Genomic DNA, 23,675 nt, shown 5'->3' on the forward strand with positions numbered 1-23,675 from the left:
CGCCACCCGCGTCGGAAGCCGCGGATGGGTGTAAGCGACAGCTCCGGGGCCTGCGCCGGCTGCGGAGGCTCCCGAGGGGGCACCGCCGGTGGCTACCGCTGCGCCAACGGCGACGCCGGCGCCCACGACGGCTGCCGTCATGCCCATGGCCATCACCGCGCCGGCCATCTTGCCCATCGCGGCAGTGACCGGAGCGATCAAGCGCAGGAGGGCTGGCAGGGCCAAGACGGCAAGGACTATGAGGATCCAGCCGTTCACCAGTCCTCCGATGCCCTCATCCCCGTTTTTCAGCCGCCATGCCAGTGCGTAGATGCTTGCCGCCAGGGGGCTGTAGACGATGAAGGCGAGGATCCATTTGGTGACGCCCTCGAAACTCTTCTTTCCGCCCTCCAACATTGCTGACGCAGCCGCGACGGGCCAGTAACCGGAAAGAAGTGGCAGGAGCGCGCCCCGAAGAAACATCAACGCCCACTGGCACAGAACCGTCAGGATCCCGAACAAGCCGATAATGATGGCCAGACCAGGGGCCGACGCCACCGCTGCACCACCGACGGTGAACGTTCCGGTATCCAGCCCCGCCGAGTCCAGAATCCACTTTCCGTAGGCGTCCCCGGCAGTGACGAACACCTGGATCGACAAAGAGCCGGCGACGGTCACGAAAACAACCCGGCCAAGCGCTTCAAACACCTCGCGTGCGGGCCGGCCATTCCGGTCCTTGAACGTCTGGATCCCGGCAACCATCAGACCGATGGTCACGAGAAACAACGTCACGATCGAAGTCGAGGCCTGAAACCAATCAACAGACGGGCCATTCAAATCAACCACGATGCCCTGGCCCAGCCACGACGTGGCGAAGTCCTTCAGGAGTTTGTCGTAACCGGCCATCATCTGCTGGCCCAAGTTGTTGGCCCCGTCCTGGGTGACCTTCTGCACGCCGCATTCGATGGCATTGATCGCGATGGCCGCGGGGTTGCTGCAATCAGCCATTGGTGGGCTTCCACTCGACGAACTGCCCCTTCACCGGAGCCGAGGGCGAACCTGCCCAGGTCGCTCCACTGTCGAGGACCTTCAGCCGCCAGTCGCTGTCCTTCCACACCACGGTGTATGGGAGCCCCGTGTATCCGGTCTGCGAATTGGGTGTGCTGAGCACGACCGTGATCTGAGCTTCCTCGGGGGTGAAGGAGTCGACGATGAACCCGGCGCTCGTCCATCCCTGTTCAGATACTTTCTGGGCCACGCCGCTTGGGCTTTTCTGCAGGATCTTTTTCCCGGGGGAATCGATCGCATAGACATCGACGACCTGGCTGACGGGGCCGGTCCACATCCGGTAGGTCAGGGTCGTGCCGAAGAGCGCCGCGCCCAAAGGCGACCGGGCGAAGCAGGCAGGGTACCCGCCGCGGGTTTTTGTCGGTCCGGCACTGGCCGAGACAGGCCAGGTGAGCCCCTGGGACGCCTCCCACCGAAGATCCGTGGGGATCTTCGGCCGCAGAGAGGTCTCCCCTTCCGGGACGTTGCATGTTCCGACCCCATTGGTGGGCTCTGCCGTTGGAGACGGCAGGGCCGGGCTCTCCTGTGGTGCTTGGGCTTCTGGTTTCGTCGGGGCTACGAAGGAGGCCACGATGGCCACGATGACGACCAGCAGCACCAGTGCCAGGACGATGCCTGCCGTGATGCCGGCGCCTTTGGAGTTCCAGGCCCGTTTAATCGGGTTCAGCATGGGCTGCTCCTTAGCCGTTGAGGGTGTTCACGCAGCCGGTGTTACTGGACGGGATGAACACGGTCGCGATGCCCGCAGCGGCTGAGACCAACACGACGCCGCCGATCCACCAGCCCAGGGCTTTGAGCATCTCGCCGCCGTCGCCGCGCCTGTGCTGGAAAAACATGCCGATACCGACCAGGATCAGAGCCACCACCGCCAAACCAGCGGCGACAACGGTGCACCAGAACTTGGCCGTATCCAGGGCTGTGGTGACCTGGGTGGGCATGCACAGCGGGGCGGCCGGGACACGGATGATGACCTCGGCCTTCAAGTTTTCGAACGCGCTCATTGATCGTTTCCTCTCGTTGTTTCTACGACTCCTCGGGGAACCCGCACCCGGGCCTCAGCCAAGCGATCCCTGACCCGTTGCACGGGTTTGGCGATCGCCGCCGCAACAGCCTGGGGATTTTCCAGGCCCCGAAGCTTGACCATCCATGGCACCTCGACCACCGGCACCACGGAGGAAAGAACTTTGATCCCGCGGACAGCTGCGGGAAGGGCACGGCCTGGGGCGTCAGCGACCACCAGCACGGCCCGGACACGGGCGAGCCCGTGCGAACCGATCAGTGCCTTGGTGGTGTTCAGCGCGGCAGGGGTTGCCCGGCACACTGCAACCACCGCACCTGCCTCCGGGAACGCCAGGCCGTGATCGGTTCCACCCAACAACGTCGCCCACGTGGACGTCCCGGCCCCGGGATGGACACCCACGAACATCTCCCTTGGGACGGTGAAGGTCCCGGCAGGGAACAGCCACTCGGATGCGCCCATCAGATGGCCTCCAAGGGCAGCACGTTCGAGGCCAGCCACGGCGCACCGGAGGCGGCGCGGGTCATGATGACCGCCCACTCCCCCGCGTTGGTGCTGAACTTGACCCGGACCTGGTGGCCGTCCGGGACCTCCGCCGGAACGACGGACCCGGCTGAAGTCACGGTGCGGGCTGACAGGCGGGGAGGCTGGATGTACTGCGCCTCGTGGGCGTATGCGGTCGTGATCAGCGGCGCCAAGGCCCTGAACCATTCCTCTTTGGTCTTGCCGGTGTCCGTGTAAGCGGCCATCACCTTCACGGCCGCGTTGATGGCTTCATCCTCCGCGGCAGGGTCCAGGGCCAGCGCGGACGGACCGGCATGGTCGGCCTGGGGCACGTCCTGGCACGAGACAATGCAGGACACCGAAGCATCCGGCGTCGGAGACTCCGACTGATTGGTCCCCGTCGCTCCGCCCCAGCACCCAGACAGTGCCAGAGCCACCACCGCGGCCGCAGCAGTCAGTGCCGCTGTCTTCTTGAGCATCGGGTTCTCCATCACATGGCCGCCTTCTCGAACTGTTCCCGGGTGGGGATGTACAGGTACCCGGCCGGGGCGCCGGGGTTGATCGTCATCGTGTAGTACGCGCCGTTGGGAGGAATACCGAAGTTGTAGCCCTCCTCGATGACCTTCCCATCGGCGGTGATTTCCTTAACCACCGCCACGTGGCCGTACTCGCCCGTGGTGTACCAGGTGATGGCGCCGACCTTAGGGGTCTTGCTGATCGTCCAGCCCGCCCGGGACCACGCATTGCCCCAGGTCTTGCCGTTGCCCGGGCCGAGCCTGGAGGAACTGACCGGCTGCAGGCCGAGCTGTTGGGTAAGCCGCCACCACGCGAAATCGGTGCAGTTCCGGTACGCCAGACTCGTGACAGGGTTGTTCGCGTTGTGCTCCGCGCCCCTCCACGGATAGTCGTCCCCGGACCCCGTGGTCCCGACGGCGAAACCGCCCGCGGCGCAGCCACCGGACCCGGCCGTGATCTTTCCCGCCGTGACCGCTGCCAGCACTTCCCGCGCAGCCGGGATGAACTTGGTGTACCCGGCCGGACTGTAATTGCCCTGGACCCGGTGACCGGCCACGTCCGGGGGCATGGCCTCCCACCCGGGGAGTCGCATCAGGGCCTTGAAGAACGTCGCCGCGGCCTTGGCCGGGTCCGTTACCTCAGCTTTGGTACCCCACGGGTTCCCGGGGAGGCACCACTGCTGCTGGAACAGGCCCAGGCTGCACGTCAGTGAACCATCCGGGTTGGTCACGCCGTGAATGTCATCGCCGTAGTTGAGGTTTTTCAGGCTCGACTCACCCATGGCGGTCATGACACCCACCAACAAGCCCTCCGCAGGCACGTTCAACTGCTGACCGGTCTTCACCACCACGGCAGCGTTCGCCAGCTGGTCGTCCGCATAACCGGCGACCACACCCCCAGGCGCACTCACCGTTACGGTCCCGGCCGGGGCGCAGGCCGCCAACGCGCCCTCTTTCCCGCCCGAACCGAGCATCATCACCAGAACCAGCACCGGCACCATAACGGCCGCCAACACCGCCCCCGCAGCTGCTCCCGCTCCGCCCTTCATCGCCGCCACCACCGACCACCCGAGCCCGGTTTGATGACGGGTTCCGAAACGGAACCGTCCACACCGAGCAGAAGCTCCATGACCTCATCCCCGTCAGTTACCCGCACGGGCCAAGGGCCGGGTTCTGTCACAACGGATGCCACATGGGCGATGACCACATAGGGAGCAGAATCTCCGGCAGGGACGACCACCGGGCGGCCATTCACAGACCACATCGGCCCCACCAAGTGCGCTACCTCGATCAAGACAATTGCTCTCTGACGCGCGTTGTCGTGCAGATTTCGCTGGAGAAATGCCAAAGAGGCCTAACTCTATTGTTTAGTAATAGAGTGATGTAAATTTGAGTTGGCTGCACCTGTGAGCTGTCCGGCAGTATTGATGCATGCCGCGACTGATTCGACCGAGCTTGCCCCTGGATGTAGAGACCGCCATCGCCTTCATGGGAAGTCGGGCTCAGGCGGATGTCCTGCGCCAGCTGGCTATCCTCGGACCCTCGACCATTGGTCAGCTGCAGAGTGTCGTTGATGTCAGCCGACCGAGTCTGAATCGTCTCCTGGATGCCCTCGGGGCAGCTGGTCTTGTTCTGACTGACCCTCCCGAGGGTGCTCGACAAGGGCGGGATGTGGTTTATGAGGTGCGACGAACCCGAATCCGGGACCTGTCGCGAGCATACGTCGATTACATCGAAGGTCGCTGATGCTGACGGAATCAACCCGTCGAACCTGGTGGCCATGATCCAACCCTAGCAGGAATGAAACATGTTTCGAACATGATTCAAGTGTCGCTTGGGTTGTTTTTCTCGAGCTCTTCCACGTCGTCCAGGAGGGCGTTGATCGCATCCAATGTTTTGGCGTCGATATCGCCCAGGGTCCTTGCTGCAATATTTTTCAGCTTGCTTCGTCGCATGCTCCTGAGGAGTTGTAGTTCCTTCTCGATGCGTTCCGGAAGTTCACCAGACTCATCAGTGAGATAGACAGGGTCGATGTCGAAGAACTTCGATAGTGCAACGAGAGCCTCGGTAGGCACCGTTTCAGGAGACTCCCCCGTCCTTATCCTCCACCACCTGGTTCTGGATAGCTCGTACCCATGTTCACGCACTCCGGCTTGAATGTCTGCGAACTCATATGGCCTGCCACCCTCCGCCACTACGACGTCAAGCAACAAATTCACCTTTCGCGAAAGAGCCTCTGCTCGAGCCAGCCGATCTCGAGCAGTTTCACCGCCAGCCATTATTCAAACCCCATTCGAATGTCCATCGGCAGAGTTCGCCGACTTTTTGTGAGCCGTACCGGTATGGAAGCACCTTTCATACCAGCGACGAACTGCCAAATCCCACCCTACCGGGTCTGAATTCCACTCCTGCGTATGGCCGGAACAGTCGAACTCGACTAGTTCAACCTTCTCGCTTCGCCGGTAGGCGAGGCGCCTTGAAGTCTCTATCGGTACAGACCAGTCATTTTTGCTGTGAAGAATAAGGATGGGAACTTCAATCGGCATTTCCAGCCTCGAGGCATCCGCGCCTTTCACATCGATCGTCTCGCTGAACCCTAAAAGTCGACTGGTCCGGTTGGCGGAAATAAGGGATGTCACGAAGGATCCCAAAAAGCCAGGCCATCCTTGATGTCGAGCATTAGCTCTAAAGACGTCTTCCCAGCGCAATGCAGGTGCCACCATGACAATCCCTCTGATCATGCCGCCGAGGCTGGAACGTTGGGTCGTATTGATGGCAATCGTAGCCCCTAGAGACCACCCGAAGATGACGCATTTTGTACCTCCTTGAGCGGCGATGAATCTTAGCGCATCCTCTAAGTCCTGCCATTCCGTCTCACCGAGGTGTGAACGACCGTCACTTGCTGAGGGGCCTTCGCCGTCGTTTCGATATGTGATGACTAGAGAAGTTAAATCAAGGGACGTTGCTGTCTTAAGTCCGCGCAGAGTCTGCCGCCGGTCAGAACCTTGACCGTGCACGTGAACGGCCCAAACATCGGAGCCACCATTTACGATCCACGCTGGGGCTGGCCCCAGGGACGTCTCAAGCACTACATCTTTGTATTCCGACTCAGGGAAAATCGCGGTTATGCCGCTCCACCTGCACTGTGAACCTTGCGATAGGGCCAGCGGACGATGCAGCAGACGGCGCTGAACGGCGGTTGTGGTCATGGAGACGACGTCTCCTACCACCGCAGGCTCATCTCCCCCAGCTATATGAAGTCCAAACGTGCCCGGCTCGATAGTGCGCCTGGTGATGGGTAAATCAATCGCATGGTCGGTAACTCGTCCGGAAACGAGATCATAGCGACGCCTGTAGTCCAACCGGACAGCTTGGTGGACTGCCCATGTTAACAATCCGACGACAGACGACACGGCCGCGACAGCCGCGACAGCTGCGATGCAGGCGGTCGTCATTTTGGACGACATGTAAGTCCCTCCAGAAACTCAGCAGCCGTAGATAGCTTGTCCATCCCGTCGGTGCCGATTCGGTTGGCGGTCGATGGGTCTCTAGCCAGGGAGTCTTGAATCTCCACAACCATTCGATGTAGCTTGCGTCGGGGCTTTTCTGGATGATCAGGCACCACACGCAGGTCCAGAGTGACGCCTCTATTGCCACGGATCGCTTTGGCCCAGACGGGTTCAAGCGTCCTCAGTACGGAGTTCGTCTCCGTAACGTCCCTGAGCCCAAGAATCCTCCGACGTGCGGGGGGGAGTGCCAGACCGGTGCACAACAGAGCGAAAGTTGCAGAATTTAGCGCCCCATAAAGGCTGTCAAGTGAAGACATCAACTGGAGCTGGCCAAGGAGATGCAGGACGTCAAGCATAAGAACCTGTATGACTAGGAGGACTGCGGAGGCGCATCCGCTGCCGATCAACGCAAAGGCCAGGGTGTAAACACCGGTGCTCCAAGATTTTCTAAACTTCAAGCATGTGTATCCAGCCGTAGCCATTACGGATCCGATGTACACGTATTGGACCATTGAGTAAAGCGCCGCGAAAGGCTGAGCTCCGTAGTCACGCATGAACGTCGTGGAAGTCGCAGGGGCATCGATAAGTGCGAAGAAGGTAGCCGCAAGGGTCGCTGCCAGAACGACGCTGCTCTTTCCCAAGAGACGTGGCGACGATCCGTCAGCTGGCGTTGGACTGGCTGCCCGGTGGATTGCCCTTGCCAGGAAGTAAATGCCTACAAGCAGCAACAGGTTGGCCCCTAGATCCGTGTAATTTCGTCCACCAAACTTCTCGTCCACGTAGATGTAGACATGGTTGAGGTTGAGAACAAGAGATAGGGATATCAACACAGCTGCCCAAAGAATGCTCGTGTCCTTGCCTTGGCGGCGAGTGGCCACGACGATCAGGGTCAAGAGAACCATGATGGTTGCAACAAAAGCTTCCACTAGCCGAAAACCTCTTCAAATGCGCCTGGCTCCCCCGGAGCCTCTCTGAGCGCTTCAGCCATTAGATCCGCTAGATACTCAGCTGTAGCTTCTTCCACTGTCCTGAACTCTGTTCTCATTAGAGCCCTTCTGACAAGTTCGGGGGACAAGTTTTGAAGGCCTTCATGGAGAAGCGCTCCGGCGCCGGGGTGCGCATCATGTCCCAGGATCATATGAGCCAACTCGTGCAGTATGAATTGCTGCCGTTGCAGTTCCCACGGAGTAGGAGGGTGGAAAACCCATTCTCGACTCTTCCCGGGCAGCCAGAGACCACAGATTGCCGTGCCGGCCAACTTCTCTGTGGCACGGATGCTTATTCGGCGGCCTCGGATGACTTCAACTGCCCGGATGATCAGCTCCAGGCTCAGCCTTTTCGGCAGCCCCAAAAGGGCAAAGGCGTCGGACGCTTCTCGAAACGCCCGCTGGGATGAGGACAGAGACAGCCCAAGAACGGTCTGCGGCACGGGCGACGACTCCTTAAACATGTCGGGTCGGCTAGGCTAGGATGAAACATGTTTCAAACAAGTTCCATAGTAAGTATGGCCAAGCGAGTGGCGGACCAAATTGGGGCAACCTTATCAAGTCGCTCGGGCGCGCGCCTGTCACACGAAGGGAGGGATGCAGCCTGGATGCCAGCTGTATCAGTGTTTCGGATACTCGTCCTAGCGAGGGCTGGAGTCCGCAAAGAGTCGTTGCCAGCGCAGGCCTCCTCGGCGATGAACTGCGACGTCTCACCGGATTCCGCAACCGAAAGTTAGGCTTACGGGACTTGGGAAGCAGCAGGCGACACGCTGATCTGTTTTCTGTAAACAAATCCCCGAAACACCTCTCCGGCAGTGTTAGGTTCGAGGCAGTCGATAGCTGTAAACAGAAACCCTGCATCGATCGGCTGTATGTGGCACCAACGATGAACCAGCTACAACCAAGAGTTGTACGAGATTCAAAGGACCTGACGATGAGCGCAGTAATCAATCGTGGAGGCGGTAGACCCAGCAAGGGTCTACGCAAATACATTGGCTTCCGCACCCCGGCCAAAACTGCCGAGGACGTTCATAAGATCGCTGCCGCCAAAGGCATGACCGTCACCGACTACGTTGCTTCTGCAGTCGACCGATCATTGCGTGAGGATCTGGCATTGCTGGATCAATTTAGCCAGCAGGATGAGTTACCGATCCGTATGGCCTCATAAACGAGGAAGGCCCGCACGAAGCGGGCCTTCAAAGCTGTAGATTCACGATCCGGAAAGCTTGCCGGCGAACAGATCGTAAATCGAAATATAAAGACCTTGGACAGGTCTTCCTTTTTGTTGTAACAACCGATCTTGCAGGATCGGTCCCTACGTATTCCCTGGCAGGAACAAAATCATCGTACATCAGCACGCTCGCGTGCTGCCAGCACTCATACCCGCTGGCGTGTCTCGCGACTCCTCCCCCGGCTCAGACGCCGTTCAGGCGTGGGCAGCACTTGCGCCTCTTCTCGCAGGTCAACCCCGCGTCAGACTGTCACGCGACGGCGGAAAAACGTACCCTCAAAAGCACGAACGCAGCCTGACTGAGACGCTCCCCACATTTCCAGCCGCCGTGAAAATCTTTGGCAAAGACGGCACTTGTGCGGCTATCTTCTTAGACTTTGACTCCGCAGTCGCTGGCATTGATTCGGTCGACGCCGACGTGCGCGCGCTTCAGTCGTGGCTACACAACTGTGGTGCTCGCTGGATCGAAGATCGATCTCCGAATGGCGGCCGTCACATCTACATTCCGCTCAAGAAGCGCGTTCCCTTTTCTGAAGCAAGAGATTTCGTAGAAGCCCTCGGTACTCGCTACCGGACTTTGGACAAGACTCCGCACCAGAACCTGATGCACGGTTGCATGAGGACGCCGGGGTCGCCCCACAAACGTGGCGGGTACCAGGAATTGGCCATGAGTTTGAATATGGCCTACGACGTTGCACGCCGCCCGAACAGCGAGAGTGTTTGGGAGACCATGCGCTCGGAGCTGGAGCACGAGATCACCGGAATCCGGGCCCTGAGGCTTACTCAATCGCTCCCGTCTTCAGACCAAGGGGTTGAGAGCTCCATGCCGGCCACCAGGATGTCTCGTCTCATGCAGCAGATGGCACAGACCGGCCTCTACGATGCGAACCGCTACTCTTCGGACTCCGAAGCCCGTCAGGCAATCCTGACAGCGGCTGCAGCTGCCGGCATGAAGCTCGTAGACGTGGAACGCAGGATTCTCCAAGGCACTTGGCCGGGGCTCGCCTCGTTCTACGCGCGCTATTCTGCACGCCACCGACTGCCGGCGCTAAAACGAGACTGGACCAACGCCGTCGTCTACATACAAAAAAAGCAGGCTTCCAAAGCAGCGAATAACAATGCCCACAAATCCCCCACAAGCAAGCCAAATACACAGCCCCTGCTACCTGGGGCTGTGACATCAGATCCCAGCTCAGAACACCGCTACATCCGGACCTGGAGAAGTGCACTTGCACTTCGGGAGCACATCTACTCAGCTTCCCGAAACGGCCTGGCGAGAAGGATGGTCCTGCGTGCATTAGGGGAAGCTGCTCACATGACAGCATCTCGCTTTGTTGAGTTTGGAGATCGTTCCCTGGCAGTTGCAACGGGACTCGATCACACAACTGTGGGTTCTCACCTGCGGGCGCTGCGTGCTGAGGCGGATCCTCTAGTTACGTTGGTAGAACGAGGCAGAGGGACAAAGGGCGATCTGTACATATTGTCGATCCCCCAAGACCTGCAAGCGGCCGCTGAGGATTTGTCTTGGCGGAAGGGAAAACTTCATGCTTTGCGGCCCGTGTTCAGGGAATTAGGGCTACCTGCTGCCTTTATTTACGAGGCTCTAGAACGTATCGCTGGAGGTCTCACCACGGCGGAAATCGTAACTTTGACTGGGTTGTCACGAACGGCAGTGAGTGAGGCCGTGGAGCTTATGGCCGCATGGAATATGGTGTCTCGTGATTCCGGACGTTCATGGTCAGTGGTGTCCACGACATCTTTGAGAGAGCTTGCGGAGTCTTTTGGGGTCCTTGAGGCTGTGGCTGCTCAGCTTCACCGATACCAAATAGAAAGAACGATTTGGCGAGAATGGTTGTCGAAGAACGTTACTACGGTCTCTGAGCTCCTCTCCCCCATTGACGACTATCCGTGGGAAGAGTACGAAGGCCCACCGGATGAGTGGGCCCTCACAGATATGGTATTTACGCGTGTGGCTTGAAAGGGGTGGTTCCCTTTTGCGGGTCCCGCAGGCGTTGTCCTCAGATAAATCAACCCTGGGCAACGGTTTCATGCCATAAACTAGGCCATAAGCACTATTGGCCTCCATGCCATAACGTCAGCCCGTACGTTCATCGCGCTGCTCATCTTCTTTTCGGCCTAACTGGAGAGATGAAGCCTGTAGGCAGCAGAGACTAGTGCACTTCGTGACGGCGCGTTGAACTCGACCACCTTGTCATCGAGCCACTTAACCTGATGGCCATCCAGTCGCACCTGGATCTGGATCCCCGCTTCTCCCCTCCGACGAGGGATTCGCCGCGGCATCCCTGAAGACGAGGGTACGTACTCTGCCTCAAATTCATGGGCGATGGTTTCAGCGGGCACGGCATCAAAGGCGTCTAAGAGAAGGTCAGCATACGTTGTTCGCTGGGAATGTATCGTCTCCTTGACGGTGTCCAGGAGATCTGGAGCCAAGTACACCCCGACGTTGCGCAAAGCGCCTGGAATAGATTCCGAAGCGGTTGCTTTGGTTCGACTGGCCGGCTTCTGCTGTTGTTGGTCCACTCCCCCGCGATTTTCGACGCCGGCCTTACTTGATTGTTTGCCCCCAGCGCTTGATCTGCTGGGTTGGCCGGTCGAATCTGCAGCTGTTGGTGATTCGTTGGGCAGGTCCGGAACAACAGAGATTGGTGTGGGATCCGGCGTAGTGGCTGCTTCTTGATGCGACTCATCCGACTTCTTGCGTTTCGGCGGCAGAAGACCTTCCAGTTTTGCACCACGTGGAGAGGCAGGGGCGAAAGCCTGGGAGAGATTAGGGCGGCTGTTACTCATCTAGGTTCATTCGCTTTCAATAGAGTTGAGTCGGGCCAAAATTTCACCGGTCAATTGCTCAAACTCTTCTGCCAAACCACCAGCATTTCGGGAGAAGAATCCGTCGGCCGGCTTTTCCCCAGCACGCAGCGCCTTCAGTCGTTTCTTCTGAGCATCCGTGACCGCCCCCTCGAGCTCATGAAAGAGCAATCCCTTGCGTCGGGCGTCTGCACTGGCGCTTTCAAGGCTTCGAATCCTGGTCTCGAAGACAGGGGCCACCTCGCCCAGCATCTCGGTGAGCGTTTCGCGAACGCTGCGCTCAAGACGCATCGATCTCGGACCGACACCAAACAGGACAATGCCAGCCAATTGCAGGGAAGGGTTGCGGTCCCGAACTGCCATGAACCTTCGAGCAATGCGTTCTACGCCGTCAATGCTCGCGTCGTCTGATTTGGTCGGAATCACTACCGCGCTGGAAATTGCGAACGCTCCTTCAACAAGCGTCCTCTCTCCCGGCGGGGTGTCAATGAGGATTAGGTCATAGTCTTCGGCAAGCGGCGAGAGTACCGCATAAAGCATGTCGCCGAAGTCGGGTGCGTCAGCACGGTTCGACCTTGAAACCATGAGTCCTTGGATATCCTCCAGGTCCTGCCCGCCGGGAATGACGTCCAGGTTCTCGCGGACATTCCGCAGTACCCGCGGAGGGGTGCCGGCAATAAGCGCTTGGAACAGTTCTCGTCCAGATTGACGTTCAAAACCAAGGTCTCTGGCCAGGTCTCCCTGCGGATCCAGATCAACCATCAGAACTCGGGATCCAGCAAGAGCAACATACCCGCCCACGTTCGCTGCAGTGGTTGTTTTGCCCACACCCCCCTTGCCGTTAGCGAACGCGATCACGCGATCTATGGCTCGCGCTTGGTTTAGCTGCGTATTGCCTTCGGCCTGCGGCGATGTTCGTGCCATTGCTTCTGACTCCCCTACTAGTTTCAATCTCTACGGTTCAGCCTATGAGGTGCCATGCGTTTTTGATTGCTGTGACACGCGCATGAAGTGATATTCGACCTCAAATGGTGATTCTCGTTTATCACCTTATGAGGTTCGTCGTAGGGGCACTTGTGTGGCAAAGGGTGTGATCACCAGTTTTTGTTACAGCATTGTGTACCACTGGTGCTTAGGTTGGTGATCCTGTAGTCGTCCGTGTTGAAGTCATGGCCATGGCCTTTGTTGATAGCGATGCGTGTCTCACCACCTTTGTTCTAGCTAGTGGTAAGGCGCTATTAGCAGTTGAGGGATCTGTTGACCGATTGGTGTGAAGGTCAACCTGTCCTATAACTGGACATTAGGTGTGTAGCTAGGCTGCCTTATTCATGGGTGTTCCAATAGTGGTTATGGCATTTGTTATGGCATGAACCGAAGTTCTGGGGGAGATCGGTGACGAAAAGGCAGGCTGCATGAGTTCAGGCCGCTGCGTTACAAGGGTTGTGAAGGCGGATTGGCGTCAGGCCAGCGTCTCATTCGCTGTTCCTCCAGCGAGCATGCGCAGACTGGCGGGATACCCCTAGCGCTGACGCTATGGAGCCCCAGGACAGTCCAGTGGCACGACTGTTCGCAACAGCTTCGGCGAGTCGTAGTTCAGCGGTGAGGAGGACGTTTTGGGCGAACCGCAGTTGTTCCAACGCGATGCGCTCATGAGCGTGGTGGTACCACTCTTCCTTCATCTGAACTTCTGCGGACAGCGGGGGAGTGGCAAAGCCCAGGTAGGGTACAAATGCCCGCCTCTCCTTGAGGCGCTCTTCGTCCTTTGACGCAACTCTGGACCACAAAGGGCCAAGCCATCCACAGCGGCAAGTGCTGCGCCAGCCGACAACGTCGTCGTCATCCACAATTTCGTGATCCCGCTGGACTGCATCTCGAGGGTACTTGCCGCTGACGCCCTCGACTAGAACTCCCATTCCACCAATTTCGTACGAGAGACGCCCGTCCGGCACGACAGCACCCAGCCGACCTTCATGTAAGTCGTTGCCGACGTCCCAATGCATTCATGCTCCTGCTCGCTGCTTTAGTGTCAGGATATCCTGACACGCGAATGACTGTTGGGCGGGGCCGCTGCCAACCTGGGGCCCGGCTGCCAGATGTCTAGATGCACGTTGGTAGCCTGCGCCGCATGTCTCGACGGGTCATCACACCACAAAGGGTTCTTGCCTTCCTGAGGTGGAGGAGCTGACGCAACAAGTTCCGTAGTGGATTTAATGCCAGGTGGACGTCAATTCCAGGACGGTGCGACGGAGGCCGCCAGACAGACTGGCGGCCTCCGCTCCCACTAAGGGATGTTGTGCCAGAACAGGCGGGCAACATCAACGGCTAGCCTGATGATGTTGACTACCAGGTTCCAAGCGCCCCATGGTTCCTCGCGTTTCCGTTTGGATTCCATGCCGGACACCTCCTCCCGGAGGAACAGGGCACGGCTCGCACGTGTTTATGGGCACAACAGCGTTGCGCCCGACGCGCGTAGGGCCATAGACTCAAAGTGTGATGTTCGAGGTTCTATAGCCCTCTTACCGCACCAATGAGCGCACCGCGCTGAACGAAGACCCGAGGCCTAAGTCGGGTCTTCAGTTCGTTAACGGCACAGCAGGCTGTCGCCTGATGGTTCAAGCCTATAGGGCCGCGGTATTGTGCCCAGCACGATGTATCGGGTTTTGCCGGTGGAGTCTTACGCGGCGGGGGAGCGGGGCGGCAGGTGTCGGTACAGGGTGGTTCGTGCAAGGCCAGTTTTGGCGACGATCTCGCGCATGGGTGCACCCCTCTCACGCAACATGAGGGCGTGTTCGAGCTTCGCAGCGTCAACCACGGAGGGCCGGCCGGTGCGGCGGCCGTTGGCTGTGGCCACGGCACGGGCATGTGCGGCCCTTTCGGCCGCGTAGGTGCGTTCCATCTCAGCGAAGAGTGCCAGCATAAGGACGGCGAGCTGCGCCATTGGGCTGTCCGGGTTCGAGGTGTCGATGCGGAGCGGATCGGCCAGCGTCCGGACGCCTACGCCCCGCTCCTTGAGTTCGTGCAACAGGTTCAGGGTGTCCCTGACGGTGCGGCCCAGCCTGTCCAGGGTGTGGACGACGATTACGTCGCCGGCCCGGGCGTGCTCAAGTGCAGCGTGAAGGCCTGCCCGGTCGGTTGTGGCCCCCGATCTTTTATCGGCGAACACTTTGGTGATACCGACGGATGCCAGGGCATCGAGCTGCCGGCTGAGGTCCTGTTTGGCCGATGACACGCGGGCGTATCCGATATCCATGCGTGCACCGTACCGGAAGTTGCGCCTGTGAGGGTCGTCTTTCTGGCGAGTTTTGGTATTACATCCGGTACAAAAATTTTTTGGGAAGTTACGCGGATCCAGTTACGGGAGAGGCGTCCCATCCTGGTGTGTTCCACTTCCAAGGAAGTGAGACACCTTTGTAGTCCTACTTAGACCACCAAAAACTCCCCCGGTAACGACCAGTTTTGGGGAACGTAGGAAGTGAGGAATGATTCTGGGAATGACACCAGTTCTTACCTCAGCTCAGACCAAAGAGAATCGGAAGGGGTTCGGGACCCTAACCTCGATTTCTGTATTGACCTTCATCGTATTTGCGGTAATGGTCCAGCCACCTATAGCGAACTTCGTCGGAGCGATGTTCGTGGGAGTTGGAGGCATGCTGATGGTCGGGATTCGCTTTTTTCAGCAGAACGCTGCAAGGGCATTGGAGGAAGCCGAGAAAGTCAGCCCAAACAAGGCTCCGACACTAAGAGCCCCGTGGGGCTCTCGCCCGGTAACTGCCCTGGTTAGTTGGGTCAAGCGCCCGTCATCCGCAGCAAGAAATGCGGAGCGCGAACGCGTGAAGGCGGAAAAGAGTGAGGCCATGGCAATAAAGAAGGCAGTCGAGGCCTTCGAAGATCTAGGTTTTGGCCTGCTGGGTCTCGGTGGTCTGATAGTCGCAGCATCCGCCCTGCAGGGCTGTATCGATGTACTCTTCGGATCTGCCTGACGACTTTTGTAGCCCGTCGCTGGACGCTCAAATCGCGCAGCAGCGATGCTCAGGCGGGCACTGTCCTGGTTTTGCCGCCCGCGGCGTCACCGTCGAGAGAGTCCTCTCCGACAACGGATCAGCCTACAAGTCCCACCTTTGGCGAGACACTTGCCGGGAGCTGAACATCAAGGTAAAGGAGACCCGGCTGTACCGCCCGCAGACCAACGGAAAGATCGAACGCTTCCACCGCACTCTCGCCGACGGGTGGGCCTTCAAACGCTTCTACGCCACGGAATCAGCCCGCAGAAACGCGCTCCCCGCATGGCTGCACCACTACAATAACCACAGATCCCACACCGCAATCGGAGGCCGCCCGCCCATTAGCCGTTCAACTAACCTGTCTGGGCAGTACAGCTAGTCCAGCCATCAGGGGTTCCAAGCAGGCTGCTCGGTAACCTTCTCGAGGCAAGCCATAAAGGAGATAGCGTGATCGACACTTCGCGCGAGGACGGTGAACAATATTCCTCGCGCTATAAGCGAATTACTGGTGACTTTCGTTCGTGGCATAACTGGGAGAATGAGAAGTCGGTCTATCGCGAGATCTACACTCGTAGTATTTCGGGTCTAGTTGTTGCGATTATTGGCTACTTCTTTGTAGCACTTGGAACCTCACTGAGGTTCGAGCCGCTTTCCTACATCGCTTGGACAGTCGTAGGCATTTCCTGTGCGATCGTGCTTTACACGTTGGTGGCCAAAGCGATTCGTCTGATGCGTGATGCCATAGGCCGGCGAAAGTTGGGAGAAACGGCCTGGCTAAGTGACTGGCAGGAACTTTCTCGAGACGAGCAACTGAAACTTGTTGAGGAAGAACTAAGGAACCCCCATCGACGCCGATACAACCAAGAGATGCGTAATGCAGCGCGACGGAGTGAGAGAGCGACCATTGTGAGAGGGATGATAGGCGTTTTTGGCGGCGTCGCAATGGGCATAGTAGTCAATTTGGCTTCCCAATGGCGGATCGCCCCGTGATCCGGTGACCCGCCTGACGCTGATCAGGCAACACGCGTCGTAGTGCTGTCATTACCTCAACGGCAGCAAGAAAGTAACTGGGAATGAGTTTTTCACCGTCCGCTAAGGAGCTCCAGTATCTAGCGACGGCGCCGCGCAGCAGAATATCGCCCATCCACATCGGCTAAGGGAGCGGGCGTTCGGTGAATGACCGACTAATGGACGGTCACCTCGGCTACCGATTTCCAGAAATGACTGGCACGATCATGATGTGGTTCTCTCAATCGACTCTTCGCGTGCGTTGCGCACCCCAGATCAGGTCCTTTCACTCGTTCAAGCTGTCTTCGAGGCAGCGCCCGAAGACGAGAGTCGATCCATCGAATGGAAGTCGGCATATACAGATCTCACCAGCACAGAAGCGTCCTTCGCTATCGGTCGCGCGATTCTCGGCTTGGCCAACCGTCCCGTCGCCGTCGCGGCCGCGTCCTTCGAAGGCGTGGGGTACGTCCTGGTCGGAGTCGAGCCGGGGTCACTGGAAGGGCAACAAGTCCCCGACAGCGCGGAGCTGCTAAATGCCATTCACCGATATACAGGGCACGGGTGGCCTTATTGGGACGCTCGGACACTCACGTTCAACGATGTGACGGTCCTCGTCATAACCGTGGAGCCTCCGCGAGATGGCGACCGAATCGCCTTGCTGCAGAAGTCATTTCAGGCGGCGAAGGGGCCAATGGTTTCAGAGGGAACGATATTTGTGCGGCGATCGGGAGCCACTGAGCGTTCTTCTCGTGCCGAGCTGGAGATGCTACAAGATCGGTTGCTCGCGGGTTCTTCAGAAGAAGGCGCCGCAGTGCGTGAGGAGACATGGAAGAGGGAACTTCGCGACATTGTCACAGAGATCGTGCAAGCGGGCAGTGGCTGGGCAGACACGATGCAAATCTTGGTGATGGCCAGTGCAGGCAACAAATGGAAGCCACGCGATTGGACGGAATGGGTACATACCGATGCCGGACGAGAGATGACGCGGAACGCTCAGTCGGTGACTAATAACATCAGGAAGCTTCGTCTCCACACGGAGGATCAAGACCTTCTACGGCCGGCGTTAGAGGCGCAGGGGAGGATCCAAGGCGGGAAAGCATTTAATGTCATTCATTCCAGTGCCACTGGCGACGAGGGCGACCGGGTTTCCGCATACCAAGAGATAAATGCAATCAAGGCAGACTTGGCGAAACTGGAGCACACCGCCATCAACTTGCTAGCTGGCTCCTGGAACTAGTCCCGGCGAACGGTGAGTGGCCGCAGGCGCTTATTGCTCGTCCAGGTCCGAACGATGAGGGAGGGCCTCAGATACGCCTAGTCGGAACCCTGGCTCAAACCACCAGCCCGAGTACGCGCGATGCCGTGCGGATGCTCAATGTGAGGGCTGGTCAATGAAGTAAGTGGAGTGCTGGTCGAGGATGGAGTGTAGCGCTGGTGCGAAATGTTCTTCCAAGCCTGTGATGCGGGAGTATCCATGAGCGGCACCAATGAGTGCCAGTATTGACACGGCTGCACAGTCGGCAGCAGCTCGTGGTCGGGACGTGGAGAGCAGTGCCATGTAACTGCTTCTCGGCTTTCTATCGATGTAGGGCTCGGCGGAGTCGATCGATGGGTGGCTTGCAGCTGTGTAAGCCAGCCACGCCAAATACATGCTCTTGAGCCGAGCTCTGATTTCCTCCGGGCTCTTGTCAATCACATGCTTAAGGTGTTTTAGATCAGCTAGGTCCTTGAATTCGTCGGTGTCCGTATCTACGTGTTGTTTGAGGTGATCGGTCATTGCCTCATCGAAACGCCAGCCCTCATGCTGGACAGCAAGCATCCTCTTGCTTGTGTCCTTCTTAGCAAGCATGGCTATTTCAACGAATTGTCCTTCACCTGAGTCGGCCCATACAAGGCGGATTGAGTGCTCAAGCGCAGATCGGAGGAGCGGGGCGGCCTCACTTCCGTACCCGCTCTTCTCCAGTTTGATCGCGGCTTCCCCGCTGCGAAGTGTCCGTTGTAGCCATCCCCAAGCCAGACCGGGAGCTGCTCCCCTTCGTTGCTCGCTGCCGGTTTCACTGTCTATCCAGATCGGTTTTGGTTTGGGCGCCTCATTCACGGTACGAACCAGGCTCCGGTGAATGGCATACCCGCGGTCCTTGTCCGTGGTCCTGGGCCGGTCTGACTTCTTACGTCTGCTCATATGGTCGAATTCACCAGATTCCCCGCGTAGGAGCGTTCGTCCAGCCATCGCGGGTCCATGTAAAACGAGGGCTGACCTTTGCTCCGTTGGAGGAGCGCGTGGGCAGCTGCGTGGCCTGCGACATCGACAGCGCGGAGAGCCACTACGAGATCGGTCTCTGACGTGGCGAAGCCAGCACGCAGCAAGGCCTCAAGGGTCCACGCGTCAGCTTGTATCCGCCGCACCTCAGGGACGTAGATCAAATTCTCGTTGAAGTCCTCGACTACTTCGATGTGGAGGTGTTCGGCATTTACCGATCCTCTTAGGGACGCAAGCGCACTCGTCGAATTTTGCCATGCCTGAGACAGGGCGAGCTGCGGGATGTAAGTGTCCTCACCTGATGCTCGCGCCTCATCACGGGCTCTTTGGGCCGTTGCAAGTGGTTCGTCGAGTTTTCGAACTTCCTCAGCCAGCCTGGAGAAGGCCGGATTGCTCAATACTTGATGTGCTAGGCGGAGGATTTCGAATCGTTCCCAAGTCCTCTCGACTGATTCGCTGCCGATAGCGAGAGTCTCGGTGAGGAGCGGCTTCACGATCTTGTAAAGGTCGGCCTTCAAACGTCCTATCGGGCCTGGGGCGGCTAGCACGTCAACTACCCGTTCGACTCGCTCACGCCTGCGTTTACCAGGCGTTTCAAGCCGGAGCAGTTTTAGGAGAAGGTCCCATCGTTCGGCAGCCACGGCAGCTATACCCGCTCCATAGTAGAGGCTTTGCCCTGCGACCCGGGACATCCCACCGATATCTGGCTGCGGGTGGGCCGACAAGGGGGTTGAGAAACGTGATATCGCATCCAGCAGCAGCTTCTCGTATTTGTCCCCATCACCCCAGTAGGCGAGACAGGTCACCAACGCCGTGGCCGATCGTGCCGCTTCCGCGGTGCGCATCGCCATATTCTGCGCACCACCCATTGCAGCCAGAGCATCGGACGCTTTGCCGGGATCTTCCGGAAGGGTTGTTTCCGGCAGAGCTGCTATAAGGCTGAGTTCGCTGTGGAGGGTGTCGTGGAGGTGGATCGACACAGGTTCCCTGGATAGTTCCCTTTTCGCTGTCGCGACCGCGACGTGGACGGCCAAGGGGTGCCGGCTACCCTTCGCGGCCATCGAGACCACAGCGTCCTCAAGGAATCCGAGTGCTTCGTCAGCGTTGCCTTCGATGCGAGTGGCTTTGAGCTGCGTGACGAGATCAGTCGCGTGTGAGGAGAGCGCATAGGGTTCGATCCAGGTGGGCGTAAACCTGCCGGGATAGTGCTGCTCGATGAGAGATTTGAGCGCTGGGTCGTAAACGGCTGACCAGCCGGCGACGATGAGGCCGTAGTTGGTGAGGATTTCTCGAAGGAATTCTTGGAGGCTGGCGTCATAACTCTCAAGTTCATCGTCTGTGTTGAGCATTGCTAACGGGCTCAGGTAGTCACCATGAAGGTGGACAACAACACAGTCAAGTGTGTGCAACGGTGAGAGACTGGCTCCGAGCTTCGACGGAGTCTCGATGACGGTCGGGTGGATACCAACCTCGTTCAGGGCGTCTTCCATGAGCTTGTCGAAATTCAACGTCAGGATTACCCGCACCTTGCGGTTCTTGACGAGCTTAGCGATGGCTCTGTGCGCGGCGGTAGGACGGCGCCCACCGTTGGACTGCGGATCGAAATGGGGCCGTAGCAACCGCTGCCGTTCTTCGGCTGTTGGGGCGAATTCCGCAAGCACGCCCTGGTAAGTGGGCTTTTTTCCTTTGCTTGCCTGATACCAGGCCTCAGGGTCTTCAGGCGTGTTACCGCCTGCAGAGACCTTGGCTGCATCAGTTATGAGGCCCTTTACTACATCCCAAGCTCCGGGAATCCCTGAACGGATTGAAACGCCAGCTCCGAGCAACACCGCATATGCACGAGGGTTGTTATTGACGGAGAACGCGAGAGAGATCAGCGTGTCCTGATCTTTGGAAGTAAGCCCCATACGGCCACCATATCCGTCCCGCGTCAACCCCAGGAACTTGCCTTCGTGCAGTGACCAAGGAGCGGCAACCGTCGAAGGGGTCAGGATCAGATCCTGGCCCCTCCCTTCTCCTAGTCGACCCCGGCTGAGTAACCCGACCGTGACCGCTGCCATCCTCCGCTGCCGGCCTTACTGGTACCGAGCTATCTGTAAATAGCAATAACATCCAGCATATAAGCAGGTCCTTCTAAGTATTGGCCCTGCTGATCTTTCTCAGGTTTTTTGGCTTCCAGCTCACGACGCTTCTCGCGAGATACAAGGTTCAACCCCGGCAGCGCCAGAAGTGATTTCCATCTATTTTCGCCCCAGTAAGAAGTTACCTTGCCAACAACTGTGGCCAGTCCATCGATATCAGCATTTCGATATTTATCGATCAACTTCCCAGCGACTCTTCGGCCGGATTCATCATGTTCGCCTACGGCAATCAAATCCGAGCCCAGTACACCCGAAATAGACTTCATCGCCTCGATTTGACTTTTTGGCGGTAGTTGTAATTTGTCCAACCCAAAGGCATCGGCACTATTTCCGAATAGTTCCATCATGTTGATCATGTCGCCGAGTCCACTAGTGCTCGAAAGCGCGCGAACAGCTTCTGGGACATAGACATCACATCGAATTTCGACTATCGTGCCCGTTCGCACGGAAGCAAGATCAGCATCATCGTCAGGGATGACTGTCCATCCAGTAGCCTGAGATTGCTCCGAAGCGAGACGCTGGAGGCGTTCAAATCTCGATTCTGGGGTATCGACCCGCGAATTAACCTGATGCAATCCCGCTTCTCCTCCTCCGTGAATGCCTTCGACGGGCTCTTGAACTTGGTTCTTCGTGATGGTGTCTTCCGCCGATGCTCGCAGACCGTCTTCGAGGCTGCTGAGGTAGCTGTCAACGGACTGAGAGTTCAGATACAAAAAGTTCTTAAGCATGATCCATGGTATCCGAGTAAATGCAGGAAATGGACAGTGTGTTCTAAACTGCCCCCATGACAGATCCTTGGACTAAATCTAGTGCAGTAGTGGCCGTAGGCGCTTTGGCCATCACCATAATTCAGTTCTTCCTGGGGGCTCCGCCCTCTACCAGAGAAGTAACATTGATGGCTTTGGCAAGTATTTTCGGCTGCTGCATTGGTTGCATCCTCGCTTTTCGTATTGAAGCTGCTCGAAGACCCAAAGCCATTACTCGCGCGCAGCGCGTAAAAGACTTGGATGATGAGATTGAGAGTGCCGAACTTGAAAGTGCTGCACTTCAGGGAACTATTGAGGTACTTCAGGGAGAGCGTGCAAGTATCTCATACATGAATCGACAAGACCTTACTGCAGATTATGATGCCAAAATTAGAAGTGCACGATTAAAAGCCACGCAGACCGAGCGAACCGTTAGGAGTTTGGAGGCCGAACGCCTACGAATGCTTCAAATAAGCAATAGAAAATTCCGCAAAGAATTTTCATAACCATTCTGCGCCGTAAGGGAATGTAGATCCAGCATCTTCAAAGGTGTGCATGAGAAACCTCGGCCGCCTTACTCCATGTTCGCTTCCTCGGTACATGATCGTGAGCAGGAACGATCGCTCACGAACCGGGACTGTATAGCTAACGGATAATTTGGACTTCGACGTCAGTTTGCCGGTCACTGCCGGCATAGTTCAGGTAGCCGCGAAGTTTAGGGGATTGCCCAAGGTCATCAAGCGGGGGCGAGGGCAACGGTGTGTGGATTACACGCGGATCGTCGCCAACTGGAACGTACTCGAAGTTTTCTTGCCGCGCCGCGTTGTGGTCGAACACAAAGTTAGCAATGCATTTGCCATCCAGGAATTTGATGCCTAACTGCCGAACAACCTGGCCGTCTTGGCTTGCGCCGTGGACGCCTACGAGGAAGGTATCTGACGAGGGGACTGGTCCGCTCAGCTCATACTTCACAATGAAGGAACCGTTACCTGGGTACAGCGAAACAGCGGTCAGCGAAGGCACAGGAGTTGTCATGATGCCAGCCTACTGCGGGCGTGAGCGGGAATCGGCCCAACCGGCGACGGCACACCAAATGGCGTTTCGGATTTGACGAGGTGGAGTTACGCCGATTCTCTTGGCGCAACAATGAATTGCTCTTCACAGTCACCGTGTCCCTCCAGGACGCGAAGTGTCGTTGTCGTGATGCTCCGGATCCCTTGGGCTGTGACGATTCTCTGGTGACTGACGAAGTGTCCCAGTTCTTCGCCTTCGAGGGTGAAGACAGTGCGTCCGATGTGGTGTGGACCGAAACTCTTGGCCTTCATTGGCCGGACCGGGAAACTAAACGTCTTGCGATGATGGTTCAGCTCCGGGGAGCAAGCAGTACACGCGACATAGCTGTTGAGGGCTTCGGCTTCTTGGCGAGTGAACAGCCGAGGCATTTTAGTCACGCTGAGGGTGGCGGGCCGGAGCGTGGAGTATCCATGCACTACTGGTGCCCAAGCTTCGAATCGATCGAGTGTGGGGCGGACATGGTGACAGGTCGTAATGTGCACCCTATTGGGGCCGTAGGCCGTGACTGCGTATATGGGACTGCCTGATTGCAGTTTGTCATCAATGATTGCCTGTTCACGCCGGATCTGTTCCTGGATGTCCTCCAAGCTGGGCTTGGCACGGTACGAATCTGATGGCCAGTAGGGGTCTTCGTCAGGTTCCTCTTGAAAGACGGTGGAACCACGACCTGCCGCAATCGCATCGATGAGGTTCACCCACTCATCAGCGCTCAGCCGCTCCGGGCCTTCAAATTCGTGGGTCACGGCCCGTCCTTCTGTGTTTTGTACATCGACCAGTTCATTTTCTCAAACAGTTACGGTGTGCGACAG

At 57.9% G+C, this 23,675-nt stretch carries 27 protein-coding genes and 1 pseudogene; 8 read left to right on the forward strand and 20 right to left on the reverse strand.

The window, feature by feature from the left end; translation table 11 throughout:
• The 7 genes from PJL15_RS19660 to PJL15_RS19690 all read right to left on the reverse strand — a co-directional run.
• On the reverse strand, positions 1-987 hold a 987-nt coding region (locus PJL15_RS19660; RefSeq protein ID WP_281452821.1), incomplete at its 3' end, for a hypothetical protein.
• The gene (locus tag PJL15_RS19665) at positions 980-1,717 is read right to left on the reverse strand and encodes a hypothetical protein (protein ID WP_281452822.1); all 738 of its coding nucleotides are present in this window, start codon (positions 1,715-1,717) and stop codon (positions 980-982) included. The genes PJL15_RS19665 and PJL15_RS19660, both read right to left, overlap by 8 nt.
• Positions 1,718-1,727: 10 nt before the next feature.
• On the reverse strand, positions 1,728-2,048 hold the full coding sequence (locus tag PJL15_RS19670; protein WP_281452823.1) for a TrbC/VirB2 family protein: 321 nt from the start codon (positions 2,046-2,048) through the stop codon (positions 1,728-1,730).
• Positions 2,045-2,527, reverse strand: a complete 483-nt coding sequence (locus tag PJL15_RS19675) for a hypothetical protein (protein ID WP_281452824.1) — start codon at positions 2,525-2,527, stop codon at positions 2,045-2,047. The genes PJL15_RS19670 and PJL15_RS19675 overlap by 4 nt, the downstream gene beginning before the upstream one ends.
• Entirely contained in the window at positions 2,527-3,048 is a 522-nt protein-coding gene (locus PJL15_RS19680; protein WP_281452825.1) for a hypothetical protein, read from the reverse strand. The genes PJL15_RS19675 and PJL15_RS19680 overlap by 1 nt, the downstream gene beginning before the upstream one ends.
• Positions 3,049-3,059: 11 nt before the next feature.
• Positions 3,060-4,133, reverse strand: a complete 1,074-nt coding sequence (locus tag PJL15_RS19685) for a CHAP domain-containing protein (RefSeq protein ID WP_281452826.1) — start codon at positions 4,131-4,133, stop codon at positions 3,060-3,062.
• The gene (locus tag PJL15_RS19690; protein WP_281452827.1) at positions 4,130-4,348 is read right to left on the reverse strand and encodes a hypothetical protein; all 219 of its coding nucleotides are present in this window, start codon (positions 4,346-4,348) and stop codon (positions 4,130-4,132) included. Before PJL15_RS19690 ends, PJL15_RS19685 begins: the two co-directional genes overlap by 4 nt.
• Before the next feature lie 224 nt (positions 4,349-4,572).
• Here PJL15_RS19690 and PJL15_RS22755 point away from each other — a divergent pair, with 224 nt between their 5' ends.
• Complete coding sequence (locus tag PJL15_RS22755; protein WP_432443843.1) at positions 4,573-4,830, forward strand: MarR family transcriptional regulator; 258 nt, start codon at positions 4,573-4,575, stop codon at positions 4,828-4,830.
• A gap of 77 nt (positions 4,831-4,907) precedes the next feature.
• On the opposite strand, the gene PJL15_RS19695 is transcribed toward PJL15_RS22755, so the two are convergent.
• From PJL15_RS19695 to PJL15_RS19710, 4 genes are all read right to left on the reverse strand, one after another.
• Positions 4,908-5,294 carry a hypothetical protein gene (locus PJL15_RS19695; protein WP_281452828.1) on the reverse strand — a complete coding sequence of 129 codons (387 nt, stop codon included), beginning with the start codon at positions 5,292-5,294 and terminating at the stop codon, positions 4,908-4,910.
• A gap of 72 nt (positions 5,295-5,366) precedes the next feature.
• Positions 5,367-6,293 carry an alpha/beta hydrolase family protein gene (locus PJL15_RS19700; RefSeq protein WP_281452829.1) on the reverse strand — a complete coding sequence of 309 codons (927 nt, stop codon included), beginning with the start codon at positions 6,291-6,293 and terminating at the stop codon, positions 5,367-5,369.
• Positions 6,294-6,535: 242 nt separating this feature from the next.
• Entirely contained in the window at positions 6,536-7,519 is a 984-nt protein-coding gene (locus tag PJL15_RS19705; RefSeq protein WP_281452830.1) for a hypothetical protein, read from the reverse strand.
• Positions 7,519-8,022 (reverse strand): hypothetical protein, encoded by a 504-nt coding sequence (locus PJL15_RS19710; RefSeq protein WP_281452831.1) that lies wholly within the window; start codon positions 8,020-8,022, stop codon positions 7,519-7,521. The genes PJL15_RS19705 and PJL15_RS19710 overlap by 1 nt, the downstream gene beginning before the upstream one ends.
• Before the next feature lie 491 nt (positions 8,023-8,513).
• Here PJL15_RS19710 and PJL15_RS19715 point away from each other — a divergent pair, with 491 nt between their 5' ends.
• Together PJL15_RS19715 and PJL15_RS19720 are read left to right on the forward strand one after the other, a co-directional pair.
• Positions 8,514-8,747: a hypothetical protein gene (locus tag PJL15_RS19715; RefSeq protein WP_281452832.1), complete on the forward strand. Its 234-nt coding sequence runs from the start codon at positions 8,514-8,516 to the stop codon at positions 8,745-8,747.
• 391 nt (positions 8,748-9,138) lie between these two features.
• Positions 9,139-10,788, forward strand: a complete 1,650-nt coding sequence (locus PJL15_RS19720) for a MarR family transcriptional regulator (RefSeq protein WP_348651500.1) — start codon at positions 9,139-9,141, stop codon at positions 10,786-10,788.
• Positions 10,789-10,946: 158 nt separating this feature from the next.
• Here the strand turns inward: PJL15_RS19720 and PJL15_RS19725 are convergent, their stop codons facing one another.
• The 4 genes from PJL15_RS19725 to PJL15_RS19740 all read right to left on the reverse strand — a co-directional run bounded on the left by PJL15_RS19725 (position 10,947) and on the right by PJL15_RS19740 (position 14,886).
• A complete protein-coding gene (locus PJL15_RS19725; RefSeq protein ID WP_281452833.1) occupies positions 10,947-11,618 on the reverse strand; it encodes a hypothetical protein in 672 nt (223 codons plus the stop codon).
• 6 nt (positions 11,619-11,624) lie between these two features.
• Complete coding sequence (locus PJL15_RS19730; RefSeq protein WP_281452834.1) at positions 11,625-12,560, reverse strand: ParA family protein; 936 nt, start codon at positions 12,558-12,560, stop codon at positions 11,625-11,627.
• 548 nt (positions 12,561-13,108) lie between these two features.
• A complete protein-coding gene (locus PJL15_RS19735) occupies positions 13,109-13,549 on the reverse strand; it encodes a hypothetical protein (protein WP_281452835.1) in 441 nt (146 codons plus the stop codon).
• A gap of 761 nt (positions 13,550-14,310) precedes the next feature.
• On the reverse strand, positions 14,311-14,886 hold the full coding sequence (locus tag PJL15_RS19740; protein WP_281452836.1) for a recombinase family protein: 576 nt from the start codon (positions 14,884-14,886) through the stop codon (positions 14,311-14,313).
• 229 nt (positions 14,887-15,115) lie between these two features.
• Between PJL15_RS19740 and PJL15_RS19745 the strand changes: the two genes are divergently transcribed.
• The 4 genes and pseudogenes from PJL15_RS19745 to PJL15_RS19760 all read left to right on the forward strand — a co-directional run bounded on the left by PJL15_RS19745 (position 15,116) and on the right by PJL15_RS19760 (position 17,882).
• Positions 15,116-15,616, forward strand: a complete 501-nt coding sequence (locus PJL15_RS19745; protein WP_281452837.1) for a hypothetical protein — start codon at positions 15,116-15,118, stop codon at positions 15,614-15,616.
• Between the two features lie 36 nt (positions 15,617-15,652).
• Positions 15,653-16,016, forward strand: a pseudogene (locus PJL15_RS19750) (integrase core domain-containing protein); the annotation flags it as partial.
• 68 nt (positions 16,017-16,084) lie between these two features.
• A complete protein-coding gene (locus PJL15_RS19755) occupies positions 16,085-16,627 on the forward strand; it encodes a hypothetical protein (RefSeq protein ID WP_281452838.1) in 543 nt (180 codons plus the stop codon).
• Between the two features lie 250 nt (positions 16,628-16,877).
• On the forward strand, positions 16,878-17,882 hold the full coding sequence (locus tag PJL15_RS19760; protein WP_281452839.1) for an AlbA family DNA-binding domain-containing protein: 1,005 nt from the start codon (positions 16,878-16,880) through the stop codon (positions 17,880-17,882).
• Between the two features lie 135 nt (positions 17,883-18,017).
• On the opposite strand, the gene PJL15_RS19765 is transcribed toward PJL15_RS19760, so the two are convergent.
• From PJL15_RS19765 to PJL15_RS19775, 3 genes are all read right to left on the reverse strand, one after another.
• On the reverse strand, positions 18,018-18,743 hold the full coding sequence (locus PJL15_RS19765; RefSeq protein WP_281452840.1) for a DUF5677 domain-containing protein: 726 nt from the start codon (positions 18,741-18,743) through the stop codon (positions 18,018-18,020).
• 80 nt (positions 18,744-18,823) lie between these two features.
• On the reverse strand, positions 18,824-20,812 hold the full coding sequence (locus PJL15_RS19770) for an SIR2 family protein (RefSeq protein WP_281452841.1): 1,989 nt from the start codon (positions 20,810-20,812) through the stop codon (positions 18,824-18,826).
• A gap of 182 nt (positions 20,813-20,994) precedes the next feature.
• Positions 20,995-21,774, reverse strand: a complete 780-nt coding sequence (locus PJL15_RS19775) for a DUF6414 family protein (RefSeq protein ID WP_281452842.1) — start codon at positions 21,772-21,774, stop codon at positions 20,995-20,997.
• Positions 21,775-21,830: 56 nt separating this feature from the next.
• Here PJL15_RS19775 and PJL15_RS19780 point away from each other — a divergent pair, with 56 nt between their 5' ends.
• Positions 21,831-22,298 carry a hypothetical protein gene (locus PJL15_RS19780; RefSeq protein WP_281452843.1) on the forward strand — a complete coding sequence of 156 codons (468 nt, stop codon included), beginning with the start codon at positions 21,831-21,833 and terminating at the stop codon, positions 22,296-22,298.
• Between the two features lie 139 nt (positions 22,299-22,437).
• On the opposite strand, the gene PJL15_RS19785 is transcribed toward PJL15_RS19780, so the two are convergent.
• The gene (locus PJL15_RS19785; RefSeq protein WP_281452844.1) at positions 22,438-22,827 is read right to left on the reverse strand and encodes a hypothetical protein; all 390 of its coding nucleotides are present in this window, start codon (positions 22,825-22,827) and stop codon (positions 22,438-22,440) included.
• Positions 22,828-22,913: 86 nt separating this feature from the next.
• Positions 22,914-23,609 carry a hypothetical protein gene (locus PJL15_RS19790; RefSeq protein WP_281452845.1) on the reverse strand — a complete coding sequence of 232 codons (696 nt, stop codon included), beginning with the start codon at positions 23,607-23,609 and terminating at the stop codon, positions 22,914-22,916.
• Between the last annotated feature and the right edge of the window lie 66 nt (positions 23,610-23,675).

It is taken from the genome of Paenarthrobacter nitroguajacolicus, from assembly GCF_029952445.1.
Classification (GTDB): Bacteria; Actinomycetota; Actinomycetes; order Actinomycetales; family Micrococcaceae; genus Arthrobacter; species Arthrobacter nitroguajacolicus_B.

What these genes read in the sequence shown, in the direction of transcription:
- PJL15_RS19785 (WP_281452844.1), bottom strand. Translation starts at nt 22,827, where the DNA reads ATGACAACTCCTGTGCCTTCGCTGACCGCTGTTTCGCTGTACCCAGGT.
- PJL15_RS19740 (WP_281452836.1), bottom strand. Translation starts at nt 14,886, where the DNA reads ATGGATATCGGATACGCCCGCGTGTCATCGGCCAAACAGGACCTCAGC.
- PJL15_RS19690 (WP_281452827.1), bottom strand. Translation starts at nt 4,348, where the DNA reads ATGTGGTCTGTGAATGGCCGCCCGGTGGTCGTCCCTGCCGGAGATTCT.
- PJL15_RS19675 (WP_281452824.1), bottom strand. Translation starts at nt 2,527, where the DNA reads ATGGGCGCATCCGAGTGGCTGTTCCCTGCCGGGACCTTCACCGTCCCA.
- PJL15_RS19730 (WP_281452834.1), bottom strand. Translation starts at nt 12,560, where the DNA reads ATGGCACGAACATCGCCGCAGGCCGAAGGCAATACGCAGCTAAACCAA.
- PJL15_RS19770 (WP_281452841.1), bottom strand. Translation starts at nt 20,812, where the DNA reads ATGGGGCTTACTTCCAAAGATCAGGACACGCTGATCTCTCTCGCGTTC.
- PJL15_RS19735 (WP_281452835.1), bottom strand. Translation starts at nt 13,549, where the DNA reads ATGGGAGTTCTAGTCGAGGGCGTCAGCGGCAAGTACCCTCGAGATGCA.
- PJL15_RS19670 (WP_281452823.1), bottom strand. Translation starts at nt 2,048, where the DNA reads ATGAGCGCGTTCGAAAACTTGAAGGCCGAGGTCATCATCCGTGTCCCG.
- PJL15_RS19680 (WP_281452825.1), bottom strand. Translation starts at nt 3,048, where the DNA reads ATGCTCAAGAAGACAGCGGCACTGACTGCTGCGGCCGCGGTGGTGGCT.
- PJL15_RS19685 (WP_281452826.1), bottom strand. Translation starts at nt 4,133, where the DNA reads ATGAAGGGCGGAGCGGGAGCAGCTGCGGGGGCGGTGTTGGCGGCCGTT.
- PJL15_RS19780 (WP_281452843.1), top strand. Translation starts at nt 21,831, where the DNA reads ATGACAGATCCTTGGACTAAATCTAGTGCAGTAGTGGCCGTAGGCGCT.
- PJL15_RS19715 (WP_281452832.1), top strand. Translation starts at nt 8,514, where the DNA reads ATGAGCGCAGTAATCAATCGTGGAGGCGGTAGACCCAGCAAGGGTCTA.
- PJL15_RS19700 (WP_281452829.1), bottom strand. Translation starts at nt 6,293, where the DNA reads ATGACCACAACCGCCGTTCAGCGCCGTCTGCTGCATCGTCCGCTGGCC.
- PJL15_RS19665 (WP_281452822.1), bottom strand. Translation starts at nt 1,717, where the DNA reads ATGCTGAACCCGATTAAACGGGCCTGGAACTCCAAAGGCGCCGGCATC.
- PJL15_RS19725 (WP_281452833.1), bottom strand. Translation starts at nt 11,618, where the DNA reads ATGAGTAACAGCCGCCCTAATCTCTCCCAGGCTTTCGCCCCTGCCTCT.
- PJL15_RS22755 (WP_432443843.1), top strand. Translation starts at nt 4,573, where the DNA reads ATGGGAAGTCGGGCTCAGGCGGATGTCCTGCGCCAGCTGGCTATCCTC.
- PJL15_RS19775 (WP_281452842.1), bottom strand. Translation starts at nt 21,774, where the DNA reads ATGCTTAAGAACTTTTTGTATCTGAACTCTCAGTCCGTTGACAGCTAC.
- PJL15_RS19745 (WP_281452837.1), top strand. Translation starts at nt 15,116, where the DNA reads ATGATTCTGGGAATGACACCAGTTCTTACCTCAGCTCAGACCAAAGAG.